General features: G+C 70.2%; 19 protein-coding genes. 10 read left to right on the forward strand and 9 right to left on the reverse strand.

Annotated elements, in window-relative coordinates; translation table 11 throughout:
- The first annotated feature begins 45 nt into the window (after positions 1-45).
- Together AB0H84_RS01630 and AB0H84_RS01635 are read left to right on the forward strand one after the other, a co-directional pair.
- Complete coding sequence (locus AB0H84_RS01630; RefSeq protein ID WP_357596521.1) at positions 46-1,221, forward strand: FAD-dependent monooxygenase; 1,176 nt, start codon at positions 46-48, stop codon at positions 1,219-1,221.
- A 62-nt stretch (positions 1,222-1,283) separates the two neighbouring features.
- Complete coding sequence (locus AB0H84_RS01635) at positions 1,284-2,108, forward strand: NmrA family NAD(P)-binding protein (protein ID WP_357596524.1); 825 nt, start codon at positions 1,284-1,286, stop codon at positions 2,106-2,108.
- On the opposite strand, the gene AB0H84_RS01640 is transcribed toward AB0H84_RS01635, so the two are convergent.
- Positions 2,069-3,145, reverse strand: a complete 1,077-nt coding sequence (locus AB0H84_RS01640; protein ID WP_357596526.1) for an alpha/beta hydrolase — start codon at positions 3,143-3,145, stop codon at positions 2,069-2,071. The genes AB0H84_RS01635 and AB0H84_RS01640 overlap by 40 nt on opposite strands.
- Positions 3,146-3,254: 109 nt before the next feature.
- Here AB0H84_RS01640 and AB0H84_RS01645 point away from each other — a divergent pair, with 109 nt between their 5' ends.
- On the forward strand, positions 3,255-4,352 hold the full coding sequence (locus tag AB0H84_RS01645) for a histidine kinase (protein WP_357596529.1): 1,098 nt from the start codon (positions 3,255-3,257) through the stop codon (positions 4,350-4,352).
- Positions 4,349-4,996 carry a response regulator transcription factor gene (locus tag AB0H84_RS01650; protein ID WP_357596532.1) on the forward strand — a complete coding sequence of 216 codons (648 nt, stop codon included), beginning with the start codon at positions 4,349-4,351 and terminating at the stop codon, positions 4,994-4,996. Before AB0H84_RS01645 ends, AB0H84_RS01650 begins: the two co-directional genes overlap by 4 nt.
- On the opposite strand, the gene AB0H84_RS01655 is transcribed toward AB0H84_RS01650, so the two are convergent.
- Genes AB0H84_RS01655 through AB0H84_RS01675 form a run of 5 tightly spaced genes read right to left on the reverse strand, consistent with a single transcriptional unit; the run spans position 4,993 to position 10,712 of the window.
- Positions 4,993-5,997, reverse strand: coding sequence for an ABC transporter ATP-binding protein (locus AB0H84_RS01655; RefSeq protein ID WP_357596535.1), 1,005 nt, complete (start codon positions 5,995-5,997; stop codon positions 4,993-4,995). The genes AB0H84_RS01650 and AB0H84_RS01655 overlap by 4 nt on opposite strands.
- A complete protein-coding gene (locus AB0H84_RS01660; protein WP_357596538.1) occupies positions 5,994-6,968 on the reverse strand; it encodes an ABC transporter ATP-binding protein in 975 nt (324 codons plus the stop codon). Before AB0H84_RS01660 ends, AB0H84_RS01655 begins: the two co-directional genes overlap by 4 nt.
- Complete coding sequence (locus tag AB0H84_RS01665) at positions 6,965-7,846, reverse strand: ABC transporter permease (RefSeq protein ID WP_357596541.1); 882 nt, start codon at positions 7,844-7,846, stop codon at positions 6,965-6,967. The genes AB0H84_RS01660 and AB0H84_RS01665 overlap by 4 nt, the downstream gene beginning before the upstream one ends.
- Positions 7,843-8,898: an ABC transporter permease gene (locus AB0H84_RS01670; RefSeq protein WP_357596544.1), complete on the reverse strand. Its 1,056-nt coding sequence runs from the start codon at positions 8,896-8,898 to the stop codon at positions 7,843-7,845. Before AB0H84_RS01670 ends, AB0H84_RS01665 begins: the two co-directional genes overlap by 4 nt.
- The gene (locus AB0H84_RS01675; RefSeq protein ID WP_357596546.1) at positions 8,895-10,712 is read right to left on the reverse strand and encodes an ABC transporter substrate-binding protein; all 1,818 of its coding nucleotides are present in this window, start codon (positions 10,710-10,712) and stop codon (positions 8,895-8,897) included. The genes AB0H84_RS01670 and AB0H84_RS01675 overlap by 4 nt, the downstream gene beginning before the upstream one ends.
- A gap of 287 nt (positions 10,713-10,999) precedes the next feature.
- On the opposite strand from AB0H84_RS01675, the gene AB0H84_RS01680 reads away from it, so the two are divergent.
- Positions 11,000-11,554 (forward strand): type 1 glutamine amidotransferase domain-containing protein, encoded by a 555-nt coding sequence (locus AB0H84_RS01680; protein WP_357596549.1) that lies wholly within the window; start codon positions 11,000-11,002, stop codon positions 11,552-11,554.
- Positions 11,555-11,556: 2 nt separating this feature from the next.
- Here the strand turns inward: AB0H84_RS01680 and AB0H84_RS01685 are convergent, their stop codons facing one another.
- Positions 11,557-12,123: a helix-turn-helix domain-containing protein gene (locus AB0H84_RS01685; RefSeq protein ID WP_357596552.1), complete on the reverse strand. Its 567-nt coding sequence runs from the start codon at positions 12,121-12,123 to the stop codon at positions 11,557-11,559.
- A gap of 102 nt (positions 12,124-12,225) precedes the next feature.
- Here AB0H84_RS01685 and AB0H84_RS01690 point away from each other — a divergent pair, with 102 nt between their 5' ends.
- From AB0H84_RS01690 to AB0H84_RS01705, 4 genes are all read left to right on the forward strand, one after another.
- Positions 12,226-13,242 carry a zinc-binding dehydrogenase gene (locus AB0H84_RS01690; protein WP_357596555.1) on the forward strand — a complete coding sequence of 339 codons (1,017 nt, stop codon included), beginning with the start codon at positions 12,226-12,228 and terminating at the stop codon, positions 13,240-13,242.
- A gap of 93 nt (positions 13,243-13,335) precedes the next feature.
- Positions 13,336-14,868, forward strand: coding sequence for an amino acid permease (locus AB0H84_RS01695; RefSeq protein WP_357596558.1), 1,533 nt, complete (start codon positions 13,336-13,338; stop codon positions 14,866-14,868).
- A 64-nt stretch (positions 14,869-14,932) separates the two neighbouring features.
- On the forward strand, positions 14,933-15,160 hold the full coding sequence (locus AB0H84_RS01700) for an antitoxin (protein WP_357596561.1): 228 nt from the start codon (positions 14,933-14,935) through the stop codon (positions 15,158-15,160).
- Entirely contained in the window at positions 15,157-15,546 is a 390-nt protein-coding gene (locus tag AB0H84_RS01705) for a type II toxin-antitoxin system VapC family toxin (RefSeq protein WP_357596564.1), read from the forward strand. Before AB0H84_RS01700 ends, AB0H84_RS01705 begins: the two co-directional genes overlap by 4 nt.
- Positions 15,547-15,549: 3 nt before the next feature.
- Here AB0H84_RS01705 and lipB read toward each other — a convergent pair whose 3' ends face one another.
- Entirely contained in the window at positions 15,550-16,185 is a 636-nt protein-coding gene (gene lipB, locus AB0H84_RS01710; protein ID WP_357596567.1) for a lipoyl(octanoyl) transferase LipB, read from the reverse strand.
- 127 nt (positions 16,186-16,312) lie between these two features.
- On the opposite strand from lipB, the gene AB0H84_RS01715 reads away from it, so the two are divergent.
- Positions 16,313-16,747, forward strand: coding sequence for a sigma-70 family RNA polymerase sigma factor (locus AB0H84_RS01715; RefSeq protein WP_357596569.1), 435 nt, complete (start codon positions 16,313-16,315; stop codon positions 16,745-16,747).
- Here AB0H84_RS01715 and AB0H84_RS01720 read toward each other — a convergent pair.
- Positions 16,707-16,901 carry a PspC domain-containing protein gene (locus tag AB0H84_RS01720; protein WP_344998199.1) on the reverse strand — a complete coding sequence of 65 codons (195 nt, stop codon included), beginning with the start codon at positions 16,899-16,901 and terminating at the stop codon, positions 16,707-16,709. The two genes, AB0H84_RS01715 and AB0H84_RS01720, sit on opposite strands and share 41 nt — an antisense overlap.
- Between the last annotated feature and the right edge of the window lie 55 nt (positions 16,902-16,956).

The following is a 16,956-nucleotide window of genomic DNA, read 5'->3' on the forward strand; positions in this document are numbered from 1 at the left end:
AATTCGTCCTAGACAAGCGTCTGAGACGTATGTACTGTCATGGCCATGACGAACATCCTCATCTCCGGCGCGAGCATCGCCGGCACGACGACGGCGTACTGGCTCAAGCGGCACGGCTTCGACGTGACCGTGGTCGAGCGGGCCCCCGCGATCCGCGAGGGCGGCTACAAGGTGGACATCAGGGGCGCCGCCCTCCAGGTGGTCGAGCGCATGGGGATCATGGACGCGGTCCGCGCCAGGAGCACGGACATGCGGATCGCCACCCACTACGACGCCAGGGGCAGAAAGGTCGCGGCGATGGACGCCGCCCTGTTCGGCGGCCGCACGGGCGACGACGTCGAGATCATGCGCGGCGACCTGAACGAGCTGCTGTACGACCTCACGCGCCACGACGTCGAGTACGTCTTCGGCGACTCCGTCACGGGCATCGCCGAGGACGGCACGGTGACGTTCGAGCGCTCGGCGCCGCGCAGGTTCGACCTGGTCGTCGGCGCCGACGGCGCGCACTCCACCACCAGGAGGATCGCCTTCGGCGAGGAGTCCCGGTACGCCCGCGACCTCGGCTACTACATCTCCATCTGCACGGTGCCCAACAAGCTCGGCCTGGACCGCGAGGAGGCCGTGCACGCCGCCCCCGGCAGGACCGCGAACGTCTACAGCACCAGGCAGGACACCGGCGCCAAGGCCCTGTTCATGTGGTCCTCGGAGCCGCTGGCCTACGACCACCGCGACACCGGCGCCCAGAAGGACCTGCTGGTGAAGGCCATGCGGGGCGTCGGATGGGAGGTGCCGGCGCTGCTGGAGTCCGTACGCGACGCCGAGGACTTCTACTTCGACTCGGTCACCCAGATCCACATGGACCACTGGTCCAAGGGACGCGTCGTGCTCGTGGGCGACGCGGCGTACTGTGCCTCGCCGGCCTCCGGCCAGGGCACGAGCCTCGCGCTCGTGGGCGCGTACGTGCTGGCGGGCGAGCTGGCGAAGGGCGGCGGCACGGAAGGCTACGAGCGCGAGCTGCGCGAGTTCGTCGAGGCGAACCAGGCGCTCGGGCCGGCCAACGTCAAGGGCATGGTGATCGGCTCCCCCGTGGCGATCTGGTTCCAGACCAGGATGATCAGGCTGCTCCCGCACCTGCCCGGCCGCGACCGGATGATCGACAGGATCGCCGGCCCCATCCACCGCGCCGCGAACGCCATCACGCTCAAGAACTATGTGGAATAAAGCGTTCCGTTCTGCTAATCTAAGAGCAGAACGTTCCGTTCCAGAGAAATAAGGGGTTCGCCATGACCATCCTCGTCACCGGAGCCACCGGGACCGTCGGCCGTCTCGTCGTCGAGGAGCTCCTCGCCGCCGGGCAGCACGTACGCGCCCTGACCAGGAACCCCGCCAAGGCCGGCCTCCCCGAGAGCGTCGAGGTCGTCGCCGGAGACCTTGCCAGGCCCGATTCGCTGAAGGACGCCTTCGAGGGCGTCACCGGCGTGCACCTGATCAACTTCGCGGGCGACGACTACGCGCCCCTGCCGGACGGCGCCGCGATCGCGCAGCTGGCCGTCGAGGCGGGCGTGCGACGGGTCACCGTGCTGGGCGGCCGCGCGGACGGCCCGCTCGAGCAGGCGCTGGCCGCGACCGACCTGGAGTGGACGCTGCTCCACCCGGTCGAGTTCATGTCCAACACGCTGCGCTGGTGGGCGCAGACGGTGAAGACGGAAGGCGTCATCAAGGAGCCGTTCGGCGACCGGCTGAGCGCCCTCGTGCACGAGCGCGACATCGCCGCCGTGGCCGCGACGGTGCTGGTCGAGGGCGGCCACGGCGGCAGGACTTACGTGCTGACCGGTCCCGAGGCGATCACGCTCAGGCAGAAGGTCGAGATCCTGGGGACGTCGATCGGCAGCCCCGTCGAGTACGTGGAGCTGACCGTGGACGAGGCGCGGGCCAAGTGGGCGGCCGACGGCATGGGCGAGCAGACCATCGAATTCCTCGTCCACGCCCTGGGCAACACCCCCGAGGTCGGCTACACCGTGGTCCCGACCGTGCGCGAGATCACCGGCCGGGACGCGCGCAGCTTCGCTCAATGGGCCTCGGAGAACGCCGACGCGTTCCGGGTGTGATCGGAGACCTCGGGATAGTCCTCGACCGGGGCCGGCTTGCCGAGGAGGTGCCGGTCGAGGAAGCCGACCAGGTGAGCGCGGACGATCCGCAGCGCCCGCGCGCCGTCGAGCTGCTGCGCCGGGAGGCCGAGCCGCGGCCTGAGCACGGCGTAGTCCACGAATGCCCCGTGGTCGGTCCCCACCACCGTGATCCAGCGCTTCCAGCCCGTCAGGCCGGCCCACGCCTTGTCCCACGAGCCGTAGCCGGGGGCGTGCCCCGGCGCCCCGACCAGCATGAAGGGCCGGTCGAGCGGCTCGTCCAGCGCGAACGTGCCGTCCAGGTTGACGCCGGCCTTGATCCGGGTGTCCGCGAGCATGGTCTGGGCGGTGGCGTACCCGCCCATGGAATGGCCGATCATGGCGATCCTCGACCGGTCGACCGCCCTGCCCCACCGGCCCTTGACCAGCTCGCCGAGCACGAACCGCACGTCCTTGACCCGTCCCGCGGCCACCTTCGCACTGTCCTGACCCTTCACGCAGGCGAGGCAGGTGGTGGTCCGGCCGTCGGGAAACGTGGTCGCGACCGACTCGTAGGTGTGCTCCACCGCCGCCACCAGGTAGCCGCGGCTCGCGAACTCCTCGGCCAACGAGGTCAGGGTGGCGCGCGGGAAGGAGAAGCCGGGCGACATGACGACCAGCGGGTGCCGGCCGGGGCTCACGGGCGCGCCGAGCCGGGCGTACGTCCTGGTCCTGGTGAGCGCGTCCGGAGGCACGTCCGGGAAGTCCTTGAGCACGGCGGCGGACTCCTGGGACGTCATGTACGGCGCCGGCCGCCCCACGGCCCGCTTCGCCGGGTACCAGAGCGAGACCATCAGCTCCCGCTCTGACGCCTCGGGGTTCCACGGGTCGGGGCGGCTCGAGTCGACCAGGTGCAGGCTGGCCGTGCCGACCGGCCGGGAACCGGTCGGCTTCGGCAGGGCGAGATCGGCCGCGTGCGCCGGAGCGGCTCCGGCGAGGACGGCCAAGGAGATCACGACTGTCGCAAGGGTTTTACGCATGGGCCCAGGCTGGTGCCGAAAACTCCCGCCCAGGACGCCCCGATCGTCGATCGGCTCTTACTACTTTCGTCGTAATGTCCTTTTCCGGGCGGCCCATACGCTGTGAGGCATGCGGTTCGTGCTGCTCGGCGGAGGGGTCTTCGCGGCCTCGCTGTTCGTGGTGAAGGGGCAGGTCGGGGTGCCGTCGAGCCTGCCACTCCCGGTGCTCGTCGCGGTCGCCGCGGTCGCCGGCCTGGCCGCATGGCGGGCGCGGCGGTCCTGGTGGCCGCTGGCCGCGGTGGGCGCCGCCGGCTACGTGTGGCTGGTGATGTGGCCGCCGCTGCTGGTGGCCTCCTACTACGCGGGCCTGACCCTGAGCGGGCGGCGCCTGGCCGCCTACCTCGGCGGCTGCCTGGCCGTGTGCGGGATCACCGCGCTGGTGGGCGCGCAGTGGGGCGGCCCGCACGAGCTGATGACCGCCACCACGGGCAACGCGCCGGCCCTGGCGCTGGCCGTGATCGGGCTGCCACTGGTGCTCGGCCTCCTGGTCCGCGCCCGCCTGGACGCGGCCAGGGAGCGCGCGGAACGCCGCGAGCGCGAGCAAGTCATGCGGGCCGAGCAGGCCAGGGCGCAGGAGCGAGCCAGGATCGCCAGGGAGATGCACGACGTGGTCGCACACCGGGTCTCGCTCATGGTGCTGCACGCGGGCGCGCTGGAGATGCGGGCGTCCGACGAGGAGACGGAGCGAGCCGCCGCCCTGATCGGCGGGATCGGGCGGGAGGCCCTGGCGAACCTGCGCGACGTGCTCGGCGTCCTGCGCGCCCCCGAGCACTCCCCGCTCCGGCCGCCGCCCACCCTCGGCGACCTCGACCGGCTGCTCGACCAGTCCCGGGCCCTGGGCATCGCGGTGACCAGGCGCGACGAGGGCGAGGCGCGAGCGGTCGAGGCGAGCGTGGAGCGGACCGCGTACCGGGTGGTGCAGGAGGCGCTCACCAACGTGCACAAGCACGCGGGGGACGCCGCCACGGACGTGCTGATCCGCTACGGCCCCGAGGAGCTGGAGGTGGAGGTGCGCAACCAGGCGCCGGGGTCGCCGCCCGGGGAGCTGCCCGGCGCGGGCTGGGGACTGGTGGGGCTGCGGGAACGGGTCGAGCTGCTCGGGGGCACGCTGCGCACCAGCGCCCAGGACGGCGGCGGCTTCCTGGTCAGCGCGAGGATCCCGGCGTGATCAGGGTGCTGATCGTGGACGACGAGGAGCTCGTCCGTTCGGGGCTGCGGCTGATCCTGGAGGCGGCGGGCGACATCGCCGTCGCCGGCGAGGCGCGCGACGGCGCCGAGGCGCTCTCCGCCGTGCGGCGGCTGCGGCCGGAGGTCGTGCTGATGGACGTACGCATGGCGGGCATGGACGGCCTGACCGCCGCCGCCCGCCTGATGTCCGAGCCGGACGCGCCCAAGCTGATCATGCTGACCACGTTCGACCTCGACGCCTACGTGCACGAGGCGCTGCGCCTGGGCGCGGTCGGGTTCCTGCTCAAGGACACCCCGCCGAGGGAGCTGGCCGCCGCCGTCCGCACGGTCGCCGGCGGCCAGGCCATGCTCTCCCCCTCGGTCACCAAGCGCCTGCTCGCCGCCTACGTGGACCGCGCGCCCTCACGGGCCGAGGCGGCCCGCAGGCAGCTCGCCCAGCTCACCGGCCGGGAGGAGGACGTGATCAGGGCGCTGGCCCGCGGCCTGTCCAACGCGGAGATCGGCCGCGAGCTGCGCCTGACGGAGGCCACGGTGAAGGCGCACGTCAGCCGCGTGCTGGCCAAGCTGGGCCTGGCCAACCGCGTACAGGCCGCCATCCTCGTCCACGACGCCGACCTGAGCTAACCGGTCACGTCCGCGTAGTAGCAGGCCGCCTGCGCGTCCGGGACGGCGGGCAGGATGTCCAGCAGCTCGGACCGGCACCTGGCGTCCACCCCCGCCTCGGCCGCCTTCCCGGACGCGAGCACCTGGCAGCGGGCGTGGAAGCGGCATCCGCCGGGGATCCTGGTCGGGTCCGGCGGCTCGCCGGTGAGCACGACCCGTTCGGGGGACTCCGGCAGCACCGACATCAGAGCCTGCGTGTACGGGTGCCGCGGCGCCGTCAGGACCTGCTCCACCGGGCCGGACTCGACGATCCGGCCCAGGTACATGACCGCCACCCGATCGGCGATGTTCCAGGCCAGGCCCAGGTCGTGGGTGACGACCAGCGCCGACAGCCCCAGCTCATCGCGGAGCTTGAGCATCAGGGCCAGGATCTCGCCGCGTACGGAGGCGTCCAGCGAGGCCACCGGCTCGTCGGCGATCAGCACCTTGGGGTTCAGCGCCAGCGCGCCGGCGATCACCACCCGCTGCCGCTGCCCGCCGGAGAGCTCGTGCGGGTAGCGCAGGAAGAACCGGTCCGGCGGCCGCAGCCCGGCCCTGGACAGCGCCTCGGCCACGACCTCCCGCTCGTCCGGCAGGCCGTGGATGCGCGGCCCCTCGGCGACCGCCTCGTACACGGTCTGCCTGGGGTTGAGCGAGCCCATCGGGTCCTGCAGCACGAGCTGCACCTGCCTGCGGTACGCCTTGAGCGCCCTGGAGCCGTAGTCCAGGGCGGCGCCGCCGTACCGGATCTCGCCCGAGGTGGGGCGCTCGAGGCCGAGCAGCGTGCGCGCCAGGGTGGTCTTGCCGCAGCCCGACTCGCCGACCAGGGCCACGATCTCGCCCTCGCCGACGGCCAGGTTCACGCCGTCCACGGCCTTGGCGCGGCGCCCGCGCGAGGAGAACTCCACGTGCAGGTCGCGGGCCTCCAGCAGGCTCGGCCGGGCCGTCGAGACGGCCTCCGTGGTGGTCTGCGTCTCGGTCATGAGGCCCCCTCCTTCTCGCGTACGTGCACGCAAGCGGCGGTACGGCGCTCGCCCGCGGGCCACAGCCGCACGTCGAGCGTCGGGCATTCGTCCAGCGCCACGGGGCAGCGCGGGTGGAACGCGCAGCCGCTCGGGAGCTGCATGGGGTCCGGCGGGTCGCCGCCGAGGCCCTTCGGCGCCAGCCGCGAGGCCGGGTCGCCCACCGTGGGGAACGCCGCCGCCAGCGCCCGGCTGTAGGGGTGCTTGGCGTCGTGGAACACCTCGGCGGACGGGCCGTGCTCGACGACGCGGCCCGCGTACATGACCGCGAGCTGGTCGCACACGTCCGCCAGGACCGACAGGTCGTGCGAGATCATGATCAGGGAGATGTCGTGCTCGGCGACCAGCTCCTTGATCAGGCTCAGGACCTGGGCCTGCACCATCACGTCGAGCGCAGTGGTCGGTTCGTCGGCGATGATCAGCCGCGGCGAGCAGGCCAGCGCCATCGCGATCATCACGCGCTGCCGCTGCCCGCCGGAGAGCTCGTGCGGGTAGCTGCGGGCCCGCCAGGCGGGCAGGCCGACCTGTTCGAGCAGCTCGGCCACGCGCCTGCCGGCGGCGTCGGGCTTGGCCAGGCCGTGTACGAGCAGCGGCTCGGCGATCTGGTCGCCGATCCTGCGCACCGGGTTGAGCCCGTGCTGCGCGCCCTGGAACACGATCGAGGCCTCGGCCCACCGCACGGCACGCATGCGGCCCCACTTCATGGTGAGGATGTCCTCGCCGTCGAGCAGGATCCGGCCGCCGACGTGCGCGTCGCGGGGCAGGAGCCGCAGCAGCGCCATGGCCAGTGTCGACTTGCCGGATCCCGACTCGCCGGCGACTCCGAGTGCCGCTCCGGAGTCGAGCGTCAGCGACACACCGCGTACGGCGGGCACCTCACCCGACGCGATGCGGTACGTCACCGACACGTCGTCGAGCTCTAGCAACGTCATGCCGCCCTCCTGAGCCGCGGGTTGAGCACGGCCTCCAGCGCCCGCCCCACCAGGGTGAACGCCATGACCACGGCCAGGATGGCGAGGCCGGGGATGAGGATGTACCACCACGCCTGGTGCGTGGCCGCGCCGAAGTCATAGGAGGCGCGCAGCATGGTGCCCCACGAGGTCTTGTTGGCGCTGGCGCCGAGGAAGGCGAGCGTGGACTCCGTGACGATCGCGCTGGCCACCTCCAGCGTGGTGCTGGCCAGCAGCAGCGGCGCCACGTTGGGGAGCACGTGCCGGGTTGTGATGTGCCAGTGCCCGCCGCCGAGCGCCCTCGACCGCTCGATGTACGGTCGGGACTCCACGGAGAGCGTCTGCGCCCTGATCAGCCGGGCGGTCGACGGCCACGTCGTGATCCCGATCGCCATGATGATGGTGACCGTGCTGCCACCCAGGATGGCCGCCAGCACCAGGGCCGTGACCAGCGAGGGGAGCACCAGGAACCAGTCGGTGACCCGCATGAGCGCGCCGCCGAGCCAGCCGCGGAAGTGTCCGGCGGCGACGCCGACCACCAGGCCGATCACGATGCTGAGGAACGCGGCGAGAAAGCCGATGAGCAGCGACGTGCGCGAGCCCCACCAGACCATCAGCAGGATGGAGCGGCCCGACTCGTCGGTGCCGAACGGCTCGCCCAGGCTGGGCGCCGCCCACTTCTCACCCGTGCCCTTGACGACGCTGGTCACGTCCTCGCTGATGAACAGCGGCGCGACGAGCGCGAGCAGCACGGCGACGACGAGGATCACGAGGCCGACCGTTCCGGCCCGGTGACGGCGGAACTCGGCCCAGAAGCGGCTCAGCGCCAGCCGCCTGCGGGCCGCGGCGACACTCGTCATGCCGACCTCACTCTCGGGTCGAGCATGTGGTAGACCACGTCGGCCAGCGTGTTCATGACGATCACCGACACGGTGATCAGCAGGAACGTGCCTTGCATGAGCGTGAAGTCCGGCACACTGACCGCCTCGTAGAACAGCTGTCCCAGTCCGGGCCAGGTGTAGATCGTCTCCACGGTGACCGCGCCGCCGACCACGAATCCGATGCGCATGAAGACCAGGGTCACCGTGGGCAGGAGCGCGTTGGGCACCGCGTGGCGGCGGCGAACCTCGTCGTCCCGCAGGCCCTTGGCGCGGGCCACGGTCACGTAGTCCTGGCTGACCTCCTCCAGCAGCGAGGAGCGCATGACCAGGAGGTACTGCGCGTACACCACGGCCACGAGGGTCAGGCACGGCAGCACCATGTGCGAGGCCACGTCCAGGACGTAGGCGAACCCGTCGGGCGCGTCCACGCTCTCGATGCCCCTGAAGGGGAAGATGCCGGGAATGGGGCCGATGCCCACGCCGAACACCATCATGAGCAGGAGCCCGAGCCAGAACGTCGGCACCGACCAGAGCAGCAGCGACACGCCGGTGGAGAACCGGTCGAACCTGCTGCCGGGCCGCCACCCCGCCCGCGTGCCCTGCCAGATGCCCAGGCTGACCGCGATGACCAGGCCCGTGCCCGCCAGCAGGAGGGTGGGGCCGATGCGCTCGCCGATCAGGTCCAGCACCGGCCGCTTGTACTCGTACGAGGTGCCCAGGTCGAGCCTGAGCGTGTCACCGACGAACTGGAAGAACTGGTCGATCAACGGCTTGTCCAGGCCCAGCCGGTGGCGTTCGAGGTTGAGCTGGTCCGGCGTCATGTTGCGGCCCTGCGCGAGGTTCCGCACCGGGTCGCCGGGCAGCAGCCGGAAGACGAAGAACGTCCCGACGATCACCATGGCGATGCTGAACAGCGCCCCACCGGCCTTGGACAGCACGTACTGCAGCGTGCCGCGGCGGGTGGAGCGCTCGTCACCAGGGCCCGCCGCCTGGACGGCGGCGGGCTCTGCTGCTTCTAGCGGAGTGGTCATTCGCGCTCGTCGGCGACGCTCTTGCGCCGCCTGCTCAGGAGGAAGACCGCCAGTCCGATGACCACGACGCCGCCCACGATGCCGACGATGAGGCCGGTGTTGGAGCCGCCGCCGGAGCCGCTGCCACCGCTCGCCGCCGTGGCCTTGACGTCCACGGTGTAGAACGGCCAGTAGCCGCTGCCGCCGTACAGGAGGCCCTTGTCCTCAGGGATCGGGGTGATGCTGGTGATCCGGTCCTTGCGGTAGCCCTCGAGGTCGTTCGGGTAGTAGATCGCGATGATCGGGGCCTGGGTGTAGAGGCGCTCCTGCATCTGCTTGATGATCTCGGCGCGCTTGGGCCGGTCGAGCTCCTTCAGCTGCTCCTGGTAGAGCTTCTCGAAGGTCTCGTCGCAGAAGAACGACTCGGTGCCGCCGCCCTCGCCGTTCGGGGCCGGCCTGCGGCTGCACAGGTGGGTGGCCAGGACCTCTTCGGGGTCGGGGTTGACCGACCAGCCGCTGATCGCGATGTCGAAGTTGCCGGTGGTGCCGGTCTCCTCGGTGAACTTGCTGGACTCCAGCTTCACCGTGGTCAGCGTGATGCCGACCTCCTTGAAGAAGCCCGTCAGGTACTCGGCGAGCTTGTCCTCGATCGGGGTGTCGGTGTGGATCGTGAAGCGGAACTCCAGCTTCTTCTTGCCGTCGGGCATCGTGCGGACGCCGTCGGAGCCCTTCTTGTAGCCGGCGTCGTCGAGGATCTTGTTGGCCTTGGCGGGGTCGTACGTGACCTTCTCGTCGCCGCTGGCCTCCCAGAAGAAGTCCTTGTACATCGGCGGCACGATCGAGCCGTCGGCGGGCTTGGCCAGGCCGTTCTGGACCTCGTCGACCAGCTTCTGCTTGTCGATGGCGTAGTGCAGCGCCTGGCGGACCTTGACGTCCTTGAGCGCCGGGTGGCCGTCACCGACGGGCTTGTTGTCCGTGGTGGTGGCGCCGTGGTTGATCTGCAGGTACGCCGCGCGGCGGCCCTGCGTGTTCCACGCCTCGATGTTCGGGTTGTTCTGGATGGCCTCGAACTCGGGCGGGAACAGTCGGCCGATCAGGTCGATGTCACCCTTCTGCAGACCGGCGATCGCGGCCTGGGGGTTGTCGTAGAAGATGACCTGCAGCTCGTCGACCTTGGGCTTGCCCCGCCAGTAGTTGGGGTTGGCCTGCAGCTTGACGTACTGGTCCTTCTTGTGCTCGATCGCGATGTACGGGCCGCTGGTCACCGCCGGGTACTTCTCGGCGTCGTAGTTCGCCAGGTCGGTGACCGACTCCCAGACATGCTTCGGCATGATCGGGATCGGGTTGTCCAGCATGGACGCCTGCGGGGCCTTGAGCTTGATCGTCAGGTCCTGGCCGCTGGCCGTGACGCTCGCGAAGTTCTCCACTGCCGGGCCGTTGGCCGTCTTGGCGGCCTCGTCCGTCATGATCTTGTTGAACGTCCACGCCGCGTCGTCGGCCGTGATCGGCTGGCCGTCCGACCACTTGGCCTGGCGGATCTTGAACGTCCACGTGAGCCCGTCCGGCGACGTGGTCCACGACTCGGCCAGGTCCGGGCTGGGCTGCAGCGTCTTGGAGTCGGGGACCGTGAGGTAGCCGTACATCCAGCGGTGGATCGACGTCGAGACCAGGCGGACCGCGAGGAACGGGTTCATCGAGTCCATGGACTGCGTGGCCCCGATGCGGACGACCTTCTTCCCCGCCGCAGGTTCCTGAGCATGGGCCGCCGTCGCGCCCTGACCTGCCACTAACAGCGCGACACCCAGCACAGCCAGGCGCGCGAACCATTTCCTCATAAGTGCCTCACCTTCAGGCGGGGGTTTTCCTGTGTAGAGAAAGGCACACCATACGGAGTCCGCGTGTCAACGAGTGGCGGAAAATTGTTTCACTCTCGTTTCCATTTTCGGTGTAAATTTTCACCAACCGTGGTAGCTCCCTGACACGGCGCCCCCCGGGAGTCCGGCACCACTATGCCGCCGGCCGGAGCGGATGGCGAACGGCATACCCCCTCCCCGTACAAGACGCATACACCCAGCCCCCTCGGAAAGGGGGGAGAGGACATGCAACCAAGGGAGGAGTTCACATGTTGGACGGCAAGACCATCGCGTTCCTGGTCGCTCCCGAAGGAGTGGAGCAGGTGGAGCTCACCGAGCCGTGGAAGGCGGTCAAGCAGGCGGGTGGCACACCCAAGCTGGTGTCCACCAAGTCGGGCCAGATCCAGGCGTTCAACCACCTGGAAAAGGCCGACAGGTTCGCCGTGGACGAGACGGTGGACGACGCCGACCCGGCCTCCTACGACGGCCTCGTGCTCCCCGGGGGTGTCGCGAACCCCGACTTCCTGCGCATGGAGCCGCGGGCCGTGCGGTTCGCCCGCGCCTTCTTCGACGCGGGCAAGCCGGTGGCCGCCATCTGCCATGCGCCCTGGACGCTGGTGGAGGCGGACGTCGTGCGCGGCCGTACCGTCACCTCCTGGCCCAGCCTGCAGACCGACCTGCGCAACGCGGGGGCGACGTGGGTGGACCAGGAGGTCGTGGTGTGCACGGAAGGGCCGAACACCCTGGTCACCAGCCGTAAGCCGGACGACCTCAAGGCGTTCTGCCAGGCGGCGACCGACGCGTTCGGCGAGCAGCAGTCGTAGGTTCAGGCGAGGAGGGCTGCGGCCAGGCCCCTGACCGAGGACTTGAGCCGGGCCGGCCCGCCGTCCGCCATGACGTGCCGGGCGAGGTCGGCGTCGAAGGAGCCGAGCAGCGCGTGAGCGGCGAACTCCGCGTCGAGCCGGCCTTCGCCGCCGCCCGCCCCGGCCTCGGCGATCAGCGCGGTGACGTGAGCGTGCCAGCGCAGATAGGTCGGATCCCGATACTTGTCATCGGCGCAGGCCCGCTCGTGCGCGGCGAAGAGCGCGAGGTTGCGCTGCGCCAGCTCGGCCAGCTCGTCCAGGAAGGCCAGCAGCCGCTCCTTGGGCGGGCTGCCGGGCCCGAGCGGCGAGCCGGGCGACTCGATGGCGAGCGCCAGCGCGGCGGCCCGCTCGGCGAGCAACTCCTGGAAGAGCCCGGTCCTGCTGCCGAAGCGCCGAAACAGCGTGCCCTTCCCCACCCCGGCCGCCGCGGCCACCCGATCGAGCGAGATGTGCTCGGCGCCGTGGGTGGCGAGCAGGTCCTCCGTGGCCCGCAGGATCGCCTCCCGGTTGCGCGTGGCGTCTGACCGCACCTCTCACCCTCCTCGGCTTGCAACCGGACTACCGGTCCCCATACTATCCCTGCCATCGAAACGGACCGACAGTCCGGATTCTGCGGTTCAGGGAGGTCGCACATGCGCGCATTGGTGTCGGGTCCAGGGGGCGAGGGACGGTTCGCCGAGGTACGCGAGCCCGTGCCGGGTCCCGGTCAGGCGCTCGTCGAGATCCATCACGCGTCCGTGAACTTCAGCGACCTGCGGCACATGGCCCGCCTGCCGCAGGGCACGGTGCTCGGCTACGACGCGGCCGGCGTCGTCGTGCGGGCCGCCGAGGACGGCACGGGCCCTGGCGTGGGCGCGAGGGTGGCGGCGTTCGGAGCGGGGGCGTGGGCGGAGCGGGCGGCGTTCGACACCGGCTCGCTGGCCCTGGTGCCTGACCAGGTCGATCTGGTACGGGCCGCCGCGCTGCCGATGGCCGGCCTCACGGCGCTGCGCTCGCTGCGCGCCGCCGGACCCGCGCCGGGCTCGCGCATCCTGGTCACCGGGGCGTCGGGGGCGGTGGGGCGGCTGGCCGTGCAACTGGCCCGGCGGTCGGGCGCGCACGTCATCGCCTCCGTGAGCAGGCCGGAACGCGCCCACCACCTGACCGCCGGCCTCGCCGACGCGCCCGAGGAACACGGACGGCCGGGCAGTGTCGAGGCGGCCGCGGGCCGGGGACGGCCGGGCAGTGTCGAGGCGGTCGTGGGGCGGGGACGGCCGGGCAGTGTCGAGGTGGTCGTGGGGCTGGACGGTGTCGAGCCGGTCGACGTCGCGATCGAGACGGTAGGCGGTCCGACGCTGGTCACCGCCTGGTCCCTGGTGCAGCCCGGCGGCAACCTCCAGAGCGTCGGCTGGGCATCAGGACAGTCCGCCGTCTTCCCCCCGAACTCGACGTTCTCCCTGGGCCCCGCCAAGTCCCTCAGCTCGTTCGGCGACGTGGCGGCCCCCGCGGCGGACCTGGCCCACCTCCTCGCCCTGGTGGCCGCCGGCGACCTCTCCGTCGAGATCGGCCGGCACGGCTCGTGGGAGGACCTCGGGGGCGCGAAGGCCGCCCAGCTCGACGGCTCCCTGAGCGGGAAGATCATCCTGAAGGTTGGCCACGTGCCTGACTAGCCCGAAACCCATCCGTAACGCCTTGTCCTCGACCGGGAAATGGTCTAGATGTAGTCCAAATAGAGCGTCCTCCGCGCCCCCCAGGGAGACCTCATGACCACTGAAGAGGATTCCAGGCGACTCGCCGAGCTCGGCTACAAGCAGGAGCTGGCCCGCACCTGGAGCGGTTTCTCGAACTTCGCCATCTCCTTCTCGATCATCTCCATCCTCGCCGGCTGCTTCACGACCTTCGGACAAGCCTGGAACAACGGCGGCCCCGTCGCCATCTCATGGGGCTGGCCGCTGATCTCCCTGTTCATCCTGATCATCGGGTTCTGCATGTCGGAGCTGGTGTCGGCGTACCCGACGGCGGGCGGCATCTACTGGTGGGCCGCCACGCTGGGCAAGCCGATCCACGGCTGGTTCACCGGCTGGCTCAACCTGATCGGCCTCATCGCCGTCACCGCGTCGGTCGACTACGGCTGCGCCACGTTCCTCAACATCACGATCAGCCGGCTGACCGGCGGCGCCTGGGAGGGCACGCTCCACCAGGCGTTCCTGCTGTTCGTGATCGTCCTGGTCCTGCACGCTCTGATCAACATCTACAGCCACCGGCTCATCTCGCTGCTGCAGAACATCTCGGTCTGGTGGCACGTCGCCGGCGCGGCGGTCGTGGTCGCCATCCTGGTCTTCGCGCCCACCCGGCACCAGTCACTCGGCTTCGTGTTCACCGAAATGATCAACAACTCCGGCTTCGGCTCGCCGGACGACCGGGGACTGCCCTTCTGGCTGTACGTCCTGCCGCTCGGCTTCCTGCTCACCCAGTACACGATCACCGGCTTCGACGCCTGCGCGCACGTGTCGGAGGAGACGCAGGGCGCGGCGAAGACCGCCGCCCGCGGCCTGTGGCAGTCGATCTTCTACTCGGCGATCGGCGGCTGGATCCTGCTGCTGTCGTTCCTGTTCGCGGCCACGAACGTGGACGAGATCAACAAACAGCTGGGCTTCGTCGGCGCCATCTTCACGACCGCGCTCTCCTCGCCGCTGGCCACCGCGATCTTCGCGATCTCCACGATCGGCCAGTTCTTCTGCGGGATGAGCTGCGTGACCTCGATGTCGCGCATGACGTACGCGTTCTCCCGGGACGGCGCGGTGCCCGGCTGGCGGCTGTGGTCGAAGGTGGACCGCAACCGCACCCCCGTCAACGCCATCCTGGCCGGCTGCGCCGTGGCCGCGCTGATCACGCTGCCCGCCCTCTACGCCCCTCCCGGCTCGACGACCCCGGTCGCGTTCTTCGCCGTCGTGTCGATCGCGGTCATCGGCCTCTACCTGGCGTTCCTGATCCCGATCTGGCTGCGGCTGCGCATGGGCGACAGGTTCGTCCCCGGGCCGTGGACGCTGGGCAGGAAGTACAAGGCGCTGTGCTGGATCGCCTGCGTCGAGATCGTGATCATCTCGATCTACTTCATCATGCCGTTCTCGCCCGCCGGGGTGCCCGGCAACAAGGACTTCACCTGGACCTCGGTCAACTACGCCCCGATCGCGGTCGGGGTCGTGCTGATCGGCATCGCCCTGTGGTGGACGCTGTCGGCCAAGCACTGGTTCACCGGCCCCCGCCGCACCATCGACGAGGTCCCGGTCTCCTGACGCCCGCGTGGGTACGGCTGACACCGGCCGTACCCGCGTGCTAGCAACCTGCTAGCATCATCTTATGGCAACGCTCTACATCCGCGATGTCCCGGAATCTGTCGCCGAGTCATTGAAGGAGCGCGCGGCCGAAGCCGGCATGTCCCTTTCGGCTTACGTCGCGAGGGAGCTGGCAGATATCGCCGCCAGGCCGACCAATGCCGAAATAGTCAAGCGGCTCAAGTCCCGAGATCGCTCCCGGGGGCCCTCTACCGCTGACATCCTCGAGGCCGTCCATGAGGGCAGGCGTTGATCATCATCGACTCGTCCGCCATGGTCGGGGCTTTGACGGGACGCGAAGCGGATCCTGAGCTCATCGACGCCCTCCAGGCAAGCGTCCATGCCCCCCATTTGCTCGATGTCGAGGTTCTCTCGACCCTGCGGGGCCTGGTGCTCGGCGGCAAGCTCGGCACGTCTGCGGCCGAGCTGGCACGAGCCGACTATCTCGCACTGAAGATCACCCGTTACGAGATCAAGGGCGTCGCGGAGCGCATCTGGGAGCTGCGGCACAATTACACCGCCTACGATGCCTCCTATCTGGCACTCGCCGAAGCGCTCGAGGCACCCCTGTACACCTGCGACGGCAAGCTCAGCGGCGGCGGACATGACGCCGACGTGCAGGTCTTCCCGCGCAGTTAACCGTCAGGACGCCTCGAAGGCGGCGGCCACGGCCGTGCGGACCTCGGCCATCGAGGCCGTGCCGAGCTCGCGCTTGAGCGAGGTCATGTCCACGTCGGGCATCCCGCAGGCGATCGCCCAGTTCCAGGGCTCCAGGTCGCCGTCCACGTTGAGCGCGAACCCGTGGCTCGTGACGCCCCGGCTCTGCCGCATGCCGATCGAGATGATCTTGCGGCCGGTCTCGGTCGTCCAGACGCCGGTGAGCAGCTCGGAGCCCGGCGGCGTGTCGCGGCGCTCGGCGGAGAGCCCCAGCTTGCCCAGCGCCTCCACCAGCCGCAGCTCCACCTCGCGCACGTAGTCGACGATGCCCTGGTCCTCGTCGAGCTTGACGATGAGGTAGCCGACCAGCTGCCCGGGCCCGTGGTAGGTGAGCTGGCCGCCGCGCCCGGTCTCCATGACGGGGATGCCCCGCGAGGGGTCAGGCAGGTGGGCCATCGGCGTGCGGCGCCCGATCGTGTAGACCGACGGGTGGCTGAGCAGCCACAGTGTGTCCGGCAGCTCGTCCCGCTGGCGCCGGCCGACCATGTCGGTCATGCGCTCCATCGCCGTGTCGTAATCGACGAGATCGTCCTGGATGAGTGTCAGCGGCCTTGCCCTCATCCTTCGAGGATAAGCCGCCTCCCGAGCTGCCTGAACTCGGGATCCCGCATGGCCCTGCCGCCACTCTTGTAACCATTTTTCCACTTCTTACCAAGCAGGGGCGTGAACCGACGAAGGGAGCACGCCGGTGCGTCGCAAACAGCCGAAGATCGCCACGGACGCCGTGGCATTCGAGGCCTTCTACCGGCGGCACGTCGATGCGGTCACCCGGTTCCTCGCCCGTCGTGTGGACGACCCGCACACCGTCGCCGACCTGGTGGCGGAGGTGTTCATGGCGGTGCTCGACTCCGCGCAGACCTACCGGGCCGACCTGGGCACCGAGATCGCCTGGCTGTACGGCGTGGCGCGCAAGACGATCTCGGCCGAGCGGCGGCGGGCGTACAAGCAGTACCAGCTGACCGACCGGGTGAGCGGGCGGCGGCCGTTGGACACCGACGACGTCGCCCGGCTCGAGGAGCGCATCGACGCGGAGCGGCGGCGCGCCGTCGCTCCCACCGCCTGCGGCGGCTCGCCCGCGCACGCTACGCCGCCGTACGGTAGCCCCTCGGCTCTTCCGGGATGAGGATCCACATGGCGACGTAGACGACCCACAGCGGTCCCGGGATGAGCGACAGCAGCAGCCAGAGAATGCGGACCAGGGTGGGGGGCAGGCCCATCTTGTCGGCGAGACCGCCGCAGACGCCGGCCAGAATCCTGTGCTCTCGTGAGCGGTACATGATGTTTCCTCCGTGTGTGACGACCTACCTGTGAAACGGACAGCCGGACCCACGG

The organism is Nonomuraea sp. NPDC050786 (assembly GCF_040654115.1).
In the GTDB taxonomy this organism is placed as follows: domain Bacteria; phylum Actinomycetota; class Actinomycetes; order Streptosporangiales; family Streptosporangiaceae; genus Nonomuraea.

Coding starts and splice junctions, on each gene's coding strand:
- AB0H84_RS01680 (WP_357596549.1), top strand. CDS start 11,000: ATGTTGGACGGCAAGACCATCGCGTTCCTGGTCGCTCCCGAAGGAGTG.
- AB0H84_RS01695 (WP_357596558.1), top strand. CDS start 13,336: ATGACCACTGAAGAGGATTCCAGGCGACTCGCCGAGCTCGGCTACAAG.
- AB0H84_RS01660 (WP_357596538.1), bottom strand. CDS start 6,968: ATGACGTTGCTAGAGCTCGACGACGTGTCGGTGACGTACCGCATCGCG.
- AB0H84_RS01655 (WP_357596535.1), bottom strand. CDS start 5,997: ATGACCGAGACGCAGACCACCACGGAGGCCGTCTCGACGGCCCGGCCG.
- AB0H84_RS01700 (WP_357596561.1), top strand. CDS start 14,933: ATGGCAACGCTCTACATCCGCGATGTCCCGGAATCTGTCGCCGAGTCA.
- AB0H84_RS01690 (WP_357596555.1), top strand. CDS start 12,226: ATGCGCGCATTGGTGTCGGGTCCAGGGGGCGAGGGACGGTTCGCCGAG.
- AB0H84_RS01665 (WP_357596541.1), bottom strand. CDS start 7,846: ATGACGAGTGTCGCCGCGGCCCGCAGGCGGCTGGCGCTGAGCCGCTTC.
- lipB (WP_357596567.1), bottom strand. CDS start 16,185: ATGAGGGCAAGGCCGCTGACACTCATCCAGGACGATCTCGTCGATTAC.
- AB0H84_RS01630 (WP_357596521.1), top strand. CDS start 46: ATGACGAACATCCTCATCTCCGGCGCGAGCATCGCCGGCACGACGACG.
- AB0H84_RS01635 (WP_357596524.1), top strand. CDS start 1,284: ATGACCATCCTCGTCACCGGAGCCACCGGGACCGTCGGCCGTCTCGTC.
- AB0H84_RS01720 (WP_344998199.1), bottom strand. CDS start 16,901: ATGTACCGCTCACGAGAGCACAGGATTCTGGCCGGCGTCTGCGGCGGT.
- AB0H84_RS01640 (WP_357596526.1), bottom strand. CDS start 3,145: ATGCGTAAAACCCTTGCGACAGTCGTGATCTCCTTGGCCGTCCTCGCC.
- AB0H84_RS01645 (WP_357596529.1), top strand. CDS start 3,255: ATGCGGTTCGTGCTGCTCGGCGGAGGGGTCTTCGCGGCCTCGCTGTTC.
- AB0H84_RS01670 (WP_357596544.1), bottom strand. CDS start 8,898: ATGACCACTCCGCTAGAAGCAGCAGAGCCCGCCGCCGTCCAGGCGGCG.
- AB0H84_RS01675 (WP_357596546.1), bottom strand. CDS start 10,712: ATGAGGAAATGGTTCGCGCGCCTGGCTGTGCTGGGTGTCGCGCTGTTA.